Raw genomic sequence first — 14,612 nt, forward strand, 5'->3', positions numbered from 1 at the left:
CCCGGGGACCACAGGAGTGGTCCCCGGGGCGCTGTGCTGCAGACACTGGCCGCAGGCTGGTGAGGCTCAGTGGGCGTACTCGCCGCGGTAGAACTGGAAGGCCCATCCGGAGACGGCCCAGACGCCGACCGCGACACCGAGCACTGACAGCCACCAGCCGAAGGGCGGGCCGAGGCAGATCAGGGCCACCGTCACCCCGCACCAGAAGGGCCAGATGCTCGTCGGGGGGAAGAAGCCCAGGGTGCCGGCGCCGTCGATGACCTCGGCCTCCTTGTCGTCCTCGGGGCGGGCGTCGATCCGCCGGCCGACCGCCAGGACGTATCCGGCGATCATCACCGACATCAATCCGGCGAGTCCCAGGGCCAGGGCTCCGGCGATCTCGTGGGCGGACAGCCAGTAGATCGGCGTCATCACGAGCAGGAAGATCGCCAGCCCGGTGAATACCCAACGTTCGACCTTCATCGGTGATCCTCTCGCTTGCTGGAGTGGATGAGCTCGCGCGGCTCGTCGGACTCCCCCGCCAGGGATCCTGGCTCCTTCTGAAGTTCAGGATGGGCGGCGTCGAAGGCCGGGGAGGCCGAACGGACCCGGATCATGTGATCGAAGTTGTGTGCCGGCGGCGGGCAGGTGGTGATCCACTCCAGGGTCCGCCCCCAGCCCCAGGGGTCATCGACCTCGACCTTGGGGTGCTTGCGGGAGATCCAGACGTTCCACATGAAGGGCAGCATCGAGATGCCCAGCAGGAAGGCCCCGAAGGTGGACACCTGGTTGAGGGTGGTGAAGCCCTCCCAGGCGCCGTAGTCGGCGATCCGGCGCTGCATGCCCTCCACACCCAGCCAGTGCTGGACCAGGAAGGTGGTGTGGAAGCCGACGAAGAGGGTCCAGAAGTGGATCTTGCCCCAGGTCTCGTCGAGCATCCGCCCGGTGATCTTGGGCCACCAGTAGTAGTAGCCGCCGAACATCGCGAAGACCACCGTGCCGAACAGCACGTAGTGGAAGTGGGCGACGACGAAGTAGGTGTCGGAGACATTGAAGTCCATCGGGGGGCTGGCCAGGATGACGCCTGTCAGGCCGCCGAACAGGAAGGTCACCAGGAAGCCGACGACGAAGAGCATCGGGGTGTCGAAACTGATCGACCCGCCCCACATGGTGCCGATCCAGTTGAAGAACTTCACACCGGTCGGAACCGCGATGAGGAAGGTCATGAAGGAGAAGAAGGGCAGCGAGACCGCACCGGTGACGAACATGTGGTGGGCCCACACCGACATCGACAGGCCGCCGATCGCCAGGGTGGCGAAGACCAGACCGACATAGCCGAAGACCGGCTTGCGGCTGAACACCGGGATGATCTCGGTGACGATCCCGAAGAACGGCAGGGCGAGGATGTAGACCTCGGGGTGGCCGAAGAACCAGAACAGGTGCTGCCACAGGATCGGTCCGCCGTTGGCGGCGTCGAAGACGTGGGAACCCAGCAGCCGGTCGGACTCCATCACCAGCAGGCCGGCCGACAGCACCGGGAAGGTCACCAGCACCATGATCGAGGTGACCAGGATGTTCCAGCAGAAGATGGGCATCCGGAACATCGTCATGCCCGGGGTGCGCATCGTGATGATGGTGGTGACGAAGTTCACCGAGCCGAGGATCGAGGACAGGCCGAGCAGGTAGATCCCCATCATCCACAGGTCGCCGCCGACACCGGGGGTGTTGATGGCGTCCGACAGCGGCGCATAGGCGAACCAGCCGAAGCTGGCGGCACCGCCGGGGGTGAGGAATCCGGAGCAGGCGATCAGCGAGCCGAACAGGTACAGCCAGTAGGCGAACATGTTCAGCCGCGGGAAGGCGACGTCGGGGGCGCCGATCTGAAGGGGCATCACGTAGTTGGCGAAACCGGCGAACAGCGGGGTCGCGAACATCAGCAGCATGATCGTGCCGTGCATCGTGAACAGCTGGTTGAAGGTCTCGTAGTGGACGAACTGCATGCCCGGGTAGGCCAGCTCGGCGCGGATGATGAGGGCCATCACGCCGCCGAAGAGGAAGAAGAAGAAGGACGTGATGAAGTAGAGCCGACCGATCTTCTTGTGGTCGGTGGTCGTCATGTAGTCCCAGATGAGCTTGCCGACCCGGTGCCGGGTGGTGGTCCGCTCACCGGCGGGGGCGATCGCCTCGCGGTTCAGTGGTGCTGCTGCGCTGCTCACTTGCCCTCACTTCCTTCCTGGCTGGGGCTGGAACCGGCGAGGGTGGTCACCGATGCCGGTGCCTTCACCTCTCCGGTCTGGCCTGCCGCCTTGAGCTTCTGAAGGTGAGCGTTGTACTCGGAGACCGGCACGACGTGGACCTTGAAGAGCATGTTCGCGTGGTAGGTGCCGCAGAACTCGGCACACTTGCCGTCGTAGACCCCGACCCTGGTGGGGGTCAGGTCGAACTGGTTGGGATGGCCGGGGATGACGTCCATCTTGAAGTAGAAGGCCGGCACCCAGAAGGAGTGGATGACGTCGGCGGAGTTGAGATGGAACCTCACCGACTCGTTGACCGGCAGGTAGAGGTCCGGAATCTTCTCGATGGTTCCGGCCTCGCGGGTCACCACGGACCCGGCGGCCGGGTTGTCGGCCTCCATGTAGTTGAAGGTCCAGGACCACTTCTGCCCCACCACGTTGATGGTGTGCTGAGGCTTGGTGTCCTTGGCCAGGACCGAGCTCTGGGTGCGCACCGTGTAGAAGAACAGCACCCCGATGATGAGGAAGGGCACCATCGTGTAGAGGACTTCCAGGGGCAGGTGGTAGCGCGACTGCCGGGGAATCTCGGGATCACCGGAGCGGCGGCGGAACCGCACGACCGCGAAGATGATGAGACCCCAGACGAACACTCCGACGATGAGTGCCGCGATCCAGGCACCGGTCCACATCGACTCCATGTGCGCCGCACGATCGGAGGCACCGTCCACCAGACCGAACCTGGCAGCCTGCCCCTGAGTCTGCGAACTGCACGCCGACAGCATCAGCGCTGACAGCCCCGCTCCCACGGCCGCGAGCCGACGGCCCACTCTGGCCCGCCGAGGTTCGACTTGAGCTCTCACGACTCACCCTTCCCGCCACATGCCGTGCCGCAGGCGCGACAGAAGACCGTTGTGTCCGACAGGTCGAACAATAGCGAAAAAGAGTCACCCCGTCCGGCTCGAGAACCGGACGGGGTGATATCAGTCGACGTGTGACGCCGGTGGCCTCACGGGTCGACGCTGTAAGCGGAACACGATCCCCGACAGCCGACCTTCTGGATCAGTGGAAGGAGTCGCCGCAGGCGCAGGTCGAGGTGGCGTTGGGGTTGTCGATGGTGAACCCCTGCTTCTCGATGGTGTCCATGAAGTCGATGGTGGCGCCGGCCAGGTACGGGGCGCTCATCCGGTCGGTGACGACGTCGACGCCGTTCCAGGTCCCCACGACGTCGCCCTCGAGGTGACGCTCGTCGAAGAACAGCTGGTAGCGCAGGCCGGAGCATCCGCCGGGCTGGACGGCCAGCCTCAGGGCGAGGTCGGTGCGACCCTCCTGGTCGAGCAGGGCCTTGACCTTGGCGGCCGCGGCATCGGTGAGGATGATGCCCTCGATGGCGGGGGCCTCGTTGACAGTGTCAGTCATATCGGTACTCCAAGCTGATCAATCGGTGTTGATCCAACGGTGCTGGTCGGACGATGCTGCTCGAACAAATCCGGGTGCGGGACATCGACCCGCACCGCCACCAGTCTAGGAGGTGCCCCCAGAGCCCGCCCAACGCGTCCCGGGCGAACCACTCACCAGTGCCAGGTGCGCGCCACCGGAACGGCGAGGTCGGTGATCGCGGCGGCGCCGGACCGGCCGACCGGTTCGGTGCCGGGTTCCAGGGCCAGGGCCGCCTCCAGTCCGGAGGCCCGCAGTTCCCGCTCGGACACCTCGTTGGTGGCCGCCATGGCGATCACCGGGACCCCCGCGCGACCGGCCAGACCGGTCACGGTGGAGATCACCTCGCCGGTCAGGCTCATCGCGTCGAGGTGGCGGACGCCGGTGACGATGAGGTCGGCGGTGGCGGCGCTCTGCTCCGCTGCGGCCGCCTCGAGGAGGAATCGGGAACCGGTGGTGACCTCTCCGCCCAGAGCGGAAACTGCCATTCCGACCCCGCCGGCCGCCCCGGATCCCGGGGCGGTGCCGGCCTGGGGGGCACCGGTGAGCTCGGCGGCCCAGTCGCACAGCACCTGGTCGAGCCGGAGCATCCGTGCCGGGTCCATCCCCTCGGAGCGGGCCTCGGTGGAGACAAGCCCGCGCAGTCCGGTGAGCTGGCGATCGGCCTCCTCGACCGAGGTGACCAGGGTCATCCCGGACAGCCGTGACGCCATCGGGCCGAGAGCGTCCATCATTCCGTGGCCGCCGTCGCGCCACGGGGCCGAGGCGAGCTCCAGAACCGGGGGCCGGACCGGGGCCCAGCTCTCCAGCGCCGACCGGAGTAACTCCCCCAAAGGTGCCGATGAGGCCGTCCAGCGGTCCTCGCCGGCGTCCGGCCACCGCGGACTGAGCGGCCTGCTGCCGGTGAGACGGTTCAGGCAGTCGGCGAAGCCCTGCCCGGCCGGAGCCACCGGGAGGACGGCCGCCTCATCTCCCAGTCGGGCCCAGGCCCGCGCCAGTGCCGCTCCGACCTGTGCCGAGTCGAGTCCGGCCGGTGAGTCCTGGGACTGCCAGGATCCGGTCGCGACGAGAACTCTCACCCGGGGATCAGGCCGTCTCCCGATCCATTGCCCGCGAGCAGCTGGGAGACCTCCTCCACGGTCGCCGTCTCATCGGGGACGATGAGGTCGGAGTCGAGGATCTGGTCGTCGGGAACCTGGTGGCCCTGCGTGCGCAAGGTCGTCACGAGGTGGGTGAGGGCCGTGGTGAGCTCATCCTGGGAGCCGGTGGCGACGGCGTGCTCGACCTGAGAGTCGATCCCGTTGAGCTCATGGAGGACCGAGTCGGGAACATCCCACTGACCCTCTCCCATGATGCGGATGATCATCTCTGGTCCTTCCCGTCCTCACCCTGACCCAGCTCCGGACGGGCGGATGAACCGCCCGTCAGCTGGGCCTTCATCGCCGAGAGCTCCTGCTCGACCGAGGAGTCGGCCGACAGGGCGTCCAGCTCGCGGGTGATGTCGTCCTTGTGCATGTCGGTGGGGTCGTCGATCGCCCCGGCGGAGATGAGTTCATCGACGGCACCGGCGCGGGCCTGGAGCTCAAGGGTCTTGTCCTCGGCGCGCTGAATGGCCATCCCGACGTCGCCCATCTCCTCGCTGAGGCCGGTGAAGGCCTCATTGATGCGGGTCTGGGCCTCGGCGGCGGAGTAGCTGGCCTTGATGGTCTCCTTCTTGGTGCGGAAGGCGTCGACCCTGGCCTGCAGCCGCTGGGAGCCGCGGATCAGCTTCTCCTCCTCGCCCTGCAGCTGGGCGTGCTGGGCCTGGAGATCGTCGAACTGGGACTGCAGGCCCGCCTTGCGGGTGAGCGCCTCGCGGGCCAGATCCTCGCGACCCTGCTCCAGCGCACGCTGGGCCGACCGCTGCATCTTGTCGATCTCACTGTTGAGCTGGTTGGCCTGCAGCTCGACGCGTTTGCGGCTCGTGGCGACATCGGCGACGCCGCGGCGCACCTTCTGAAGCATCTCGAGCTGTTTCTGATACGAGTAGTCCAGCGTCTCGCGCGGATCTTCCACCTTGTCCAGGGCCTTGTTGGCCTTGGAGCGGAAGATCATCGAGAATCGCTCGAAAATTCCAGCCATGGGTGGTGTCGGATCCTTCCGTTCGGTTCGGCCGCGACCGCGGCACGGACATCCCGCGACCGCCTACGGTCCCGGTGACGCCCTCAAGACTACGGTCCCCGGGTCAAGATGTCCGCCCGAGACGCCGTCAATCACCCTGTGGGCCCGAATTCGGGGGACCAGTCCGGGCCCGGAAACCGATCTTGGCAGGATCTTCTAGACTGTCCGAGCCTCCTTCACCAAGGAGTGCCCCCAGGAGCATGGGGGTGGACATATCGGATCAAGGACGCAGCGTGGGACTCTTCCGCCCGTACCAGCAGGGCCAGACCGAGACCGCCAAGGCCTCCGACCGGGACACGGCAGAACACTCCCCGAGGGCCTCCGAACCCGGCCGGGACGCTGACAACCAGGTCGCCAAGGGCCAGGGTGACAAGGGTCTGGACGCCAACGGTCAGACGGTCGTGACCCGGCGTCGCGGACCGCAGCGCAAGAGCGGTCCGACCCCGAGCCGCGCCGAGGCCGAGGCGGCGAGAATGGCGCGTCTTCACCCCAACCTGTCGCGGCGGGAACTGCGCCGACGCGACCGGGACGCCAGGCGCCAGGCCCGGATCACCGGTCTGGAGAACATGGAGAAGAAGCCGGAGCGGATCCTCATCCGCGACTACATCGACTCCCGCCGGACCTTCAGCGAGTTCATCATGCCGATCTTCCTGGGCGTGATGATCCTGTGGTTCATCATCATCACGATCTTCCCGAAAGCCATCGTGGTGGTGAACCTGATGACCGTGCTGATGCTGGCCGTGATGGTCGGCTGGGCGGTGGATGCCTGGCGACTGTGGCGTCCGATCCGCCGTCAGCTCATCTCCGAGTATCCCGAGACCTCGCGCAAGGGGATGCTGAGCTACATGAACAACCGTGCGATGACGCCGCGCCGGTGGCGCAACCCGGCCCCCCGGGTGGCCCCCGCCTCCCGCAAGAAGGCCTGACAGACGCACTCCCGGCTAGGCTCGGGTGCCATGAGCTTCGCGTGGATCCTGTCAGTCCCCCGTCCCACCCCCGCCTCGGCCGAGGCGCTGGCCGAGCTGGGTGCCAGCCAGACCTTCGAGACCGCCGACGAGGCGGACGCCTGGTTCTCCGAGGTCTGGGAGGACCTCTCGGAGGAGGGGGTGGACGCCGTCACCCTCGCCGAAGACGGCAATCCGGTCCGCTCCCCGATGTCCCTGGCCGAGGGCTGAGCGCCTCTGCTTGAGGGTTACCTTCTGAGGGCTGAAGGGCCCCTTCCTGGGGGCTGAGAGTCACTGCTTGGGGGCTGGGGGCTCGGGTCGGCGCAACCGCCGAGTGAGCATTCCGGCGCCGAAGACCGTCACCACTGCCCCCAGGGCGATGACGGTGGGGCGCGACTGCGCGACCGCCCGGCGTCGCTGCTCGTAGCTCTGGACGGTGTCGGTCCGCAGCGAGGTGTAGCTGGACTTGTGGCAGACGTCCCCCGGGCCCATCTCGACCCCGCGGCAGGTGAGCGTGGGATGGGCCAGCACGACGGTCCCCCAGACCAGGATGACCACCCCGACAGCAACCACTGCGGCATCCAGGCAGACGCGCCACCAGCTGCGACCACCATCGGCGGCGGTTCGCGATGATCGGTTCCGGGTCGATCCTGTCACTGCATGCACATTACGACAGCCCGGGCTAGGCTGAAACTCACACGTAGCGGCTTGCAAAGGAGCTCCACCTCATGTCGACCGAAGTCACCCTCCCAGCGCTCGGTGAGTCCGTCACCGAGGGAACCGTCTCCCGTTGGCTCAAGGCCGTCGGCGACACCGTCGAGGCAGACGAACCCCTCCTTGAGGTCTCCACCGACAAGGTCGACACCGAGGTCCCCTCACCCGTCTCCGGAACCCTCCTGGAGATCCGCGTCCGCGAGGACGAGGACGCCGCCGTCGGATCGGTCCTGGCCGTCATCGGAGACCCCGACAGCGCCCCAGCCCCCGCACCCGCGGCCACCCCCGAACCCCCCAGTTCCGAGCCCACCCCACCACCCGCACCGGCAGCCCCGGCCACACCCGCCCCGGCACCCGCAGCACCGCAGGCCCCGGCAGCTCCGTCGAAGGGCACCGAGGTCACCCTCCCGGCGCTCGGTGAGTCCGTCACCGAGGGAACCGTCTCCCGTTGGCTCAAGGCCGTCGGCGACACCGTCGAGGCAGACGAACCCCTCCTTGAGGTCTCCACCGACAAGGTCGACACCGAGGTCCCCTCACCCGTCTCCGGAACCCTCCTGGAGATCCGCGTCCGCGAGGACGAGGACGCCGCCGTCGGATCGGTCCTGGCCGTCATCGGAAACCCCGACAGCGCCCCAGCCCCCGCACCCGCGGCCACCCCCGAACCCCCCAGTTCCGAGCCCACCCCACCACCCGCACCGGCAGCCCCGGCCACACCCGCCCCGGCAGCCCCGGCCACACCCGCCCCGGCACCCGCAGCACCGGCGGCCCCGGCACCCGCGCCGGCTGCTCCCTCGGCCCCCTCTCCGACGGCCCCCCCGTCGGCCGGCAGCAATGCCGTGGCGCCGAGGGCCACCAGCTCCTCCTCTGACGTCTACGTCACCCCGCTGGTCCGCAAGCTCGCCAAGGAGAACGGCATCGACCTCGGCTCCCTCACCGGAACCGGCGTCGGCGGGCGGATCCGCAAGCAGGACGTCCTCGACGCCGCGGAGAAGGCCAAGGCCCCCACTCCCGTTCCGGCACCCGCCCAGTCCCCCGCGCCGGCCTCGTCGTCGGCCAGGGCGGCCTCCCAGGAGGTCTCGGCGGAGGCGGCAGCACTGCGCGGCACGACCGAGAAGATGAGCCGGCTGCGCAAGGTGATCGCCTCCCGGATGGTCGACTCGCTGCGCGTCTCGGCCCAGTTGACGGCCACCGTCGAGGTCGACATGACCGCGATCTCGCGGATCCGCAAGGCCGAGAAGGCCGCCTTCAAGGCGCGCGAGGGAGTGGGCCTGTCCTACCTGCCCTTCATCACCAAGGCGATCGTCGAGGCCCTCAAGCAGAACCCCAAGTTCAACGCGCGGATCGACACCGAGGCCGGGACGATCGAGTACGGCGCCAGCGAGAACGTCGGTATCGCGGTGGACACCCCCAGGGGCCTGCTGGTCCCGGTGATCAAGAACGCCGGCGATCTCAACATCGCCGGGCTGGCCCATCAGATCGGCGATCTGGCGGCCCGGACCCGCGACAACAAGGTGACTCCCGACGAGTTGGCCGGCGGCACCTTCACCATCACCAACTACGGTTCGGCCGGGGCTCTGTTCGACACCCCGATCGTCAACCAGCCGGAGGTCGCCATCCTCGGCACCGGGGCCCTGGTGAAGCGCCCGGTGGTGGTCACCAATGAGTTCGGCGAGGACACCATCGCGATCCGCGACATGATGTACATCTCGCTGAGCTACGACCACCGTCTGATCGACGGAGCGGTCGCCGCCCGCTTCCTCACCGGCGTCAAGAACCGCCTGGAGGAGGGCGACTTCGGGGGCGAGTTCTGAGCCCTCCCCCGCTCAGCCGGCCGACTCATCCCCTCCCCTGCACGGGCCCCGACACGGGTCCGCGCAGCGGAGGGGATCGGTGTATATGGTGACTGCGTGACACAACAGGCGACCTCACAACCACAGACTCCGCAGGTCCACGGCGGCGTCTCCCCGAGGGGCTGGGTGCCCCATCCCGAGGGTCTGGAGTTCGAGTACCTGGGCATCGCCGAGGTCCCGCCGGTCCGCACCGAGTACCGCTGGTGCTGGGACCACCAGCGCCGGGTGCACGCCCGGGTGTCGGCCCACGAGATCCCCGACACGGTGATCTACGTGGAGCACGACCCGGTGTACACCGCCGGTCGGCGCACCCGTCCGCAGGCCTATCCCTTCGACGGCACACCGGTGGTGCCGGTCGACCGCGGCGGGGAGATCACCTGGCACGGCCCGGGCCAGCTGGTCGGCTACCCGATCGTCTTCCTCCAGCGCGGGATCGGCGTCGTCGACTACGTCCGCCGGGTCGAGGAGTCGATCATCCGGCTGCTGGCCGGCTACGACCTCCACGCCGGGCGGGTCCCCGGACGCACCGGCGTCTGGTTCCCCTCCGACGGCACCGGACCCGAGCGCAAGATCTGCGCCATCGGGATCCGGGTCTCCAGGCAGACCGCGATGCACGGGTTCGCCCTCAACATCGACCCGCAGACCACCGGGTTCGACAACATCATCCCGTGCGGGATCGCCGACGCCGATGTCACCACGATGGCCAGGGAGTTGCGCGGGGTCCACGGACCCGAGGCCCGCGTCCCCGGTCTGGTGGAGGTCGCCCGGAGTCTGGAGCCGATCCTCACCGAGATGATGGCCTTCCGCCCCTACCGGATGAGCCCCGACATCCCCCGGCGCTCCCATCCGGCCTTCCTCCATCCGATCGACTGAGGGCGACGTACAGTTCGATGAGGTCCAGTTCAGCAGATCGAGGAGACGTCGTGGCCTCTGAGGGTGTTCCCGCTTCCGACGGGCGGGTCGCGCCGAGGCGCCTGTGGCTCGCCCCGGTTGTCGTGGCGATGGCGGCGGCATCCGGTCTGATCGGGTCCCTGAGGCGGCTGGAGCCGCGACTGCTGGGCCGCGAGAACCCCGATCTGGCCACCTCCGTGCTGCACACCATGGTCGCCACCGCGGCATGGACGGCGATGATCCTCACCCTGGCCCAGCTGCTGCTCGCCACCGTCCTGGGCCCTCAGCGGTCCCCAGACGACCCGCGGCGACGGGTCGGGCGCGCGGCCTGGCGGTGCAGCCAGGCCTGGACCATCGCGGCCCTGTTGATGGTGCCGCTGGAGGCAGCCGACTCCTCCGGGCTTCCGACCGCCACCGTCCTGGGCGATCTGCCCACCCATCTCACCTCGACCCCCTCGGTGATGGCCTGGTTCGTGATGGCGGTGGTGGGCCTGGTGACCTCCCTGGTCTGCCTGCTGTGCCGCACCGCGGGCGGGCTGCTGCTGACCGCCCTGGCGGTGATCGCCTCCGCACTGCCGGTGACGGTCACCGGATCGGTGTCGGTGGGCCTGAACCACGACTTCTCCACCGATGCCGGGGCCGTCTCCGCGGTGGCGATGGTGATCGCCTCGGCGTCCTGCCTCGCCTGCCTGCTCGGCCACCCGGCCGGCTCGGCGGCCCGGCTGGCGCGCGTCCGGGCACCCATGGTGGTGTGTCTGGGGGTCGGCCTGGCGGGACAGCTGGTGGTCACCTGGCAGGGCCTGGCGGGCACCGCCGTGGCCTCCTCCCGGTGGGGCATCGCCCGTCTGGTGCTGCTGGTCGCGGTGGCGCTGTGGCTGGCGATGGCGTGCACCGGGTGGCGCACCCGGACCCGGACGATGGGGATCCTGGTGGCCGTCGTCCTGGTGGTCACCGGGTCCTCCTCACAGCTCATCCCGCCGCGCTACCTGGTGCCCCAGACCACCGTGGTGAACTACCTCGGCTACCCGCTGCCCGGCGCGCCCACCGTCGGTTCCCTGATGCTGCCGGGACGCCCGAACCTGCTGATGCTGTTCCTGGCCCTGTCCGGGATCGCCGGCTACCTGCTGGCGGTCCGCCGGGTGCGCCGGCTGGGTGGCAGCTGGTTCCCCGGCCGGATCGCCGCCTGGGTGGCCGGCTGGGTGGTGGTCGGTTATCTGGCCAGCGCCGGACTGTGGCAGTACTCCTCGATCACCTTCAGCTGGCACATGTTGGTCCACATGATGTTCAACATGCTGGTGCCGGCCCTGCTGGTGATGGGGGCGCCGATCACCCTGCTGCGCGAGGTGCTGACCTCCCACCCGGTGCCCGCCGGGTCGGATGCAAGCGATTCGACGACGCAGCAGACGCCGGCAGGACCGGAGGCGCAGGCAGCTCCGGAGGCGTCAGAGACGCCGGGGACCGGGCTGATGGGCCCGCGCGAGTGCCTGGAGAGTCTGCTGCACTGGCGTCCGACCCGGATCCTGTTCGGACCCTTCACCGGATGGGCGGTGTTCATCGCCAGCTTCTACGCGGTCTACTTCACCCCGGTGTTCGGCCTGCTGATGCGCTACCACTGGGGCCACCAGTGGATGCTGCTGCACTTCCTGGCCGCCGGACTGCTGCTCTTCCAGTACGTCATCGGGCTCGACGAGCTGCCGGCCTCGCTGCCCCACATCGGCCGGCTGGGATTCATTATCACCGCGATGCCCTTCCACTCCTTCTTCGCCGTCATCGTGATGGGCGCCAGCCAGATCATCGGCGCCGACTACTACCGGACCCTGTCGGTGCCGTGGGTGGGCGATCTGGCCGCCAACCAGAACCTGGGCGGCCAGATCACCTGGGCCACCGGGGAGCCGCCGATGGGCGTCGTCCTCATCGCGCTGTGCGTGCAGTGGTTCCTCGCCGACAGGCGGGACCAGCACCGGATCGACGCCGCCGAGGACGAGGGCGGCCTGGAGGCCTCCCTGAGCGCCTACAACGACATGCTGGCGCAGATGGCCGGCGAGGACGCCGCCCGCGCCAACGAGGAGCGGATCGAGCGGATCCGCGAGCAGAACAGGCACCGTCGATGACCTCGACGGAGGCTCTGCAACTCCAGATCGGCGGGATGACCTGCTCGGCCTGCGCCACCCAGATCGAGAAGAGGCTGTCGCGGATCGACGGCGTCCGGGCCAGTGTGAACTACGCCACCGAGCAGGCCGTGGTGACCGGCCTCGACCTGGCCACGGCGGTCACCGCCGTGGAGCGGGCCGGTTACAGCGCGGCCCCGGTCGGCCAGGTCGACCCGGTCATCCAGACCACCCGCCGGATCACCGCGCTGCGCCGGCGTCTGGTGGTCGCGGTGCTGCTCACCATGCCCCTGATGGACATCGGCCTGGTGCTCGCCCTGGCCCCCCAGCTGCGGTTCCCCGGCTGGGACTGGCTGCTGGTGGCGTTGGCCCTGCCGGTAGTGGTCTGGTGCGCCGGACCGTTCCACCGGGCGATGTGGTCGAACCTGCGCCACGGAACCACCTCGATGGACACCCTGGTCTCCCTGGGGGTGCTGTCCTCCTTCACCTGGTCGGTGGTCTCGATCGCCATCGGCGCCTCCGACCACGAGGGCTACTGGCTGGGCTACGGGATCACCCCGGCCGGGGCGGACACCCTCTACCTGGACGTCGCCGCCGGGGTCACCTGCTTCCTGCTGGCCGGCCGCTACTTCGAGGCCCGGGCGAAACGCTCGGCCCGCTCCGTGCTCACCGCCCTGGGCCGGCTGGCGGCCACCCGGGCCCGGCTCCTCGTCGACGGCGTCGAGACCGTCGTGCCGATCTCCGATCTGCACCGCGGCGACCTCTTCGTCACCCTGGCCGGGGAGACCGTCGCTGCCGACGGCGAGGTCGTCGAGGGCTCCTCGGGGATCGACACCGCGATGATGACCGGTGAGGCGATGCCGGTCGAGGCGACCCGCGGGACCGCGGTCCTCGGCGGCACCGTCAGCCTCACCGGCCGCATCGTGATCCGCGCCACCGCCGTCGGGTCCCACTCCCAGCTGTCCCAGATGGCGACGATGGCCGAGCAGGCCCAGGCCCGCAAGGCCAACGTCCAGAAGCTCGTCGACCGGGTCGTCCAGGTCTTCGTGCCGGTGGTCCTCGGCGTGGTCGTCGTCACCTTCGGCGCCTGGTGGCTGACCGGCGGCGGACTGCGGCACGCGATGTCGGCGGGGCTGTCGGTGCTCATCATCGCCTGCCCCTGCGCCCTGGGTCTGGCCACCCCCACCGCCCTGATGGTCGGGGTGGGCCGGGGCGGCCAGCTCGGCATCCTCATCAAGGGACCCGACGCCCTGGAGGCCTCCGGCCGGATCGACACCGTCGTCCTGGACAAGACCGGAACCGTCACGACCGGCACCATGACGGTGACCTCGCTGACCGCCGCCGGTCCCGCCGTCGATCTCGACCAGGCGATGCGCCTGGCCGCGGCCCTGGAGGCCGGTTCCACGCACCCGATCGCCGGCGCCGTGCTGGCCGCGGCCCGCGACCGTGGGGTGACCGACCGGCCGCCCTCCTGCACGGATCTGGAGACGGTGGCCGGGCGCGGACTGCGCGGCACCGTGGAGGGCCACCGGGTGATCCTGGGCAACCCGGCCATGATCACCGAGAACGGGCTGGAGACACCGGCCGGCGCCTCCGACGCCCTGCAGACCGCGGTGTCCCACGGGGCCACCCCGGTGGCGATCGGGATCGACCAGCGGGTGGTCGCGGTGATGGCGCTGGCCGACACCCTCAGGCCGGAGGGCCCCGAGGTGGTCGCCGAACTGCACAGGATGGGCCTTCGCACCGTGCTGCTGACCGGCGACACCCGGGCGGCCGGCGACCGGGCGGGCCGCGCACTGGGCTGTGACGAGGTGCTCGCCGAGGTGATTCCCACCGAGAAGGCGGCCGTCATCGAGAGACTTCGGGAGCAGGGCCACCGGGTCGCGATGGTCGGCGACGGGATCAACGACGCCGCCGCCCTGGCCAGCGCCGATCTGGGCCTGGCGATGGTCACCGGGACCGACATCGCGATGCGCAGCGCCGACATCATCTGCGTGCGACGCCACCTGGGGGTCGTCCCCGACGCCATCCGGTTGGCCCGCAAGACCCTGCGCACCATCCGCGGCAACCTGGTGTGGGCCTTCGTCTACAACATCGCCGCCATCCCGATCGCCGCCGCCGGACTGTTGAACCCGCTGATCTCCGGGCTGGCGATGAGCCTGTCGAGCCTGCTGGTGGTCACCAACTCGCTGCGACTCAAGTCGTTCGAGTAGTCAGAAGGGGGACGACCCCCCTTCGCTCACTGCGCTCGCTACCCCTCGTAGCGACCAGTCCCCGCACCCCCGGTCCGCCGCGCCG

General features: G+C 69.2%; 14 protein-coding genes. 6 read left to right on the forward strand and 8 right to left on the reverse strand.

Translation table 11 applies throughout. The annotated features are described in order from the left end of the window. Positions 1–66: 66 nt before the first annotated feature. The 7 genes from FEZ32_RS00410 to FEZ32_RS00440 form a co-directional block, all read right to left on the reverse strand. Positions 67–462 (reverse strand): cytochrome c oxidase subunit 4, encoded by a 396-nt coding sequence (locus tag FEZ32_RS00410; protein ID WP_138679632.1) that lies wholly within the window; start codon positions 460–462, stop codon positions 67–69. Then, on the reverse strand, positions 459–2,174 hold the full coding sequence (gene ctaD / locus FEZ32_RS00415) for an aa3-type cytochrome oxidase subunit I (RefSeq protein ID WP_414973645.1): 1,716 nt from the start codon (positions 2,172–2,174) through the stop codon (positions 459–461). The genes FEZ32_RS00410 and ctaD overlap by 4 nt, the downstream gene beginning before the upstream one ends. A 17-nt stretch (positions 2,175–2,191) precedes the next feature. Beyond that, on the reverse strand, positions 2,192–2,995 hold the full coding sequence (gene ctaC / locus FEZ32_RS00420; protein ID WP_126412861.1) for an aa3-type cytochrome oxidase subunit II: 804 nt from the start codon (positions 2,993–2,995) through the stop codon (positions 2,192–2,194). 277 nt (positions 2,996–3,272) lie between these two features. Beyond that, positions 3,273–3,629 carry an iron-sulfur cluster insertion protein ErpA gene (erpA, locus tag FEZ32_RS00425; RefSeq protein WP_028702788.1) on the reverse strand — a complete coding sequence of 119 codons (357 nt, stop codon included), beginning with the start codon at positions 3,627–3,629 and terminating at the stop codon, positions 3,273–3,275. 152 nt (positions 3,630–3,781) lie between these two features. Beyond that, positions 3,782–4,726: a glycerate kinase gene (locus FEZ32_RS00430; RefSeq protein WP_138679633.1), complete on the reverse strand. Its 945-nt coding sequence runs from the start codon at positions 4,724–4,726 to the stop codon at positions 3,782–3,784. Further along, on the reverse strand, positions 4,723–5,013 hold the full coding sequence (pspAA, locus tag FEZ32_RS00435) for a PspA-associated protein PspAA (protein ID WP_097799117.1): 291 nt from the start codon (positions 5,011–5,013) through the stop codon (positions 4,723–4,725). Before pspAA ends, FEZ32_RS00430 begins: the two co-directional genes overlap by 4 nt. Continuing rightward, positions 5,010–5,768, reverse strand: a complete 759-nt coding sequence (locus FEZ32_RS00440; protein ID WP_097799118.1) for a PspA/IM30 family protein — start codon at positions 5,766–5,768, stop codon at positions 5,010–5,012. Before FEZ32_RS00440 ends, pspAA begins: the two co-directional genes overlap by 4 nt. A gap of 272 nt (positions 5,769–6,040) precedes the next feature. Between FEZ32_RS00440 and FEZ32_RS00445 the strand changes: the two genes are divergently transcribed. Next, positions 6,041–6,733, forward strand: coding sequence for a DUF3043 domain-containing protein (locus tag FEZ32_RS00445; protein WP_138679634.1), 693 nt, complete (start codon positions 6,041–6,043; stop codon positions 6,731–6,733). A gap of 30 nt (positions 6,734–6,763) precedes the next feature. Continuing rightward, complete coding sequence (locus tag FEZ32_RS00450; protein ID WP_097799120.1) at positions 6,764–6,982, forward strand: hypothetical protein; 219 nt, start codon at positions 6,764–6,766, stop codon at positions 6,980–6,982. Between the two features lie 60 nt (positions 6,983–7,042). Here the strand turns inward: FEZ32_RS00450 and FEZ32_RS00455 are convergent, their stop codons facing one another. Then, positions 7,043–7,408 carry a hypothetical protein gene (locus FEZ32_RS00455; protein WP_097799121.1) on the reverse strand — a complete coding sequence of 122 codons (366 nt, stop codon included), beginning with the start codon at positions 7,406–7,408 and terminating at the stop codon, positions 7,043–7,045. A 71-nt stretch (positions 7,409–7,479) separates the two neighbouring features. On the opposite strand from FEZ32_RS00455, the gene sucB reads away from it, so the two are divergent. The 4 genes from sucB to FEZ32_RS00475 all read left to right on the forward strand — a co-directional run bounded on the left by sucB (position 7,480) and on the right by FEZ32_RS00475 (position 14,527). Then, the gene (gene sucB, locus FEZ32_RS00460; RefSeq protein ID WP_138679635.1) at positions 7,480–9,276 is read left to right on the forward strand and encodes a 2-oxoglutarate dehydrogenase, E2 component, dihydrolipoamide succinyltransferase; all 1,797 of its coding nucleotides are present in this window, start codon (positions 7,480–7,482) and stop codon (positions 9,274–9,276) included. A gap of 96 nt (positions 9,277–9,372) precedes the next feature. Continuing rightward, the gene (gene lipB / locus FEZ32_RS00465) at positions 9,373–10,188 is read left to right on the forward strand and encodes a lipoyl(octanoyl) transferase LipB (protein ID WP_138679636.1); all 816 of its coding nucleotides are present in this window, start codon (positions 9,373–9,375) and stop codon (positions 10,186–10,188) included. 128 nt (positions 10,189–10,316) lie between these two features. After that, on the forward strand, positions 10,317–12,317 hold the full coding sequence (locus FEZ32_RS00470; protein ID WP_138680798.1) for a cytochrome c oxidase assembly protein: 2,001 nt from the start codon (positions 10,317–10,319) through the stop codon (positions 12,315–12,317). Further along, on the forward strand, positions 12,314–14,527 hold the full coding sequence (locus tag FEZ32_RS00475) for a heavy metal translocating P-type ATPase (protein WP_028702780.1): 2,214 nt from the start codon (positions 12,314–12,316) through the stop codon (positions 14,525–14,527). The genes FEZ32_RS00470 and FEZ32_RS00475 overlap by 4 nt, the downstream gene beginning before the upstream one ends. Positions 14,528–14,612: the final 85 nt, after the last annotated feature.

Origin of the sequence: Acidipropionibacterium jensenii, assembly GCF_005890135.1 — a bacterium.
Classification (GTDB): domain Bacteria; phylum Actinomycetota; class Actinomycetes; order Propionibacteriales; family Propionibacteriaceae; genus Acidipropionibacterium; species Acidipropionibacterium jensenii.

Bases quoted from the DNA above. Each gene is read 5' to 3' on its own strand.
- sucB (WP_138679635.1), top strand. From the start codon at position 7,480: ATGTCGACCGAAGTCACCCTCCCAGCGCTCGGTGAGTCCGTCACCGAG.
- FEZ32_RS00470 (WP_138680798.1), top strand. From the start codon at position 10,317: ATGGCGGCGGCATCCGGTCTGATCGGGTCCCTGAGGCGGCTGGAGCCG.
- FEZ32_RS00475 (WP_028702780.1), top strand. From the start codon at position 12,314: ATGACCTCGACGGAGGCTCTGCAACTCCAGATCGGCGGGATGACCTGC.
- pspAA (WP_097799117.1), bottom strand. From the start codon at position 5,013: ATGATCATCCGCATCATGGGAGAGGGTCAGTGGGATGTTCCCGACTCG.
- FEZ32_RS00450 (WP_097799120.1), top strand. From the start codon at position 6,764: ATGAGCTTCGCGTGGATCCTGTCAGTCCCCCGTCCCACCCCCGCCTCG.
- FEZ32_RS00440 (WP_097799118.1), bottom strand. From the start codon at position 5,768: ATGGCTGGAATTTTCGAGCGATTCTCGATGATCTTCCGCTCCAAGGCC.
- FEZ32_RS00410 (WP_138679632.1), bottom strand. From the start codon at position 462: ATGAAGGTCGAACGTTGGGTATTCACCGGGCTGGCGATCTTCCTGCTC.
- erpA (WP_028702788.1), bottom strand. From the start codon at position 3,629: ATGACTGACACTGTCAACGAGGCCCCCGCCATCGAGGGCATCATCCTC.
- ctaC (WP_126412861.1), bottom strand. From the start codon at position 2,995: ATGCTGTCGGCGTGCAGTTCGCAGACTCAGGGGCAGGCTGCCAGGTTC.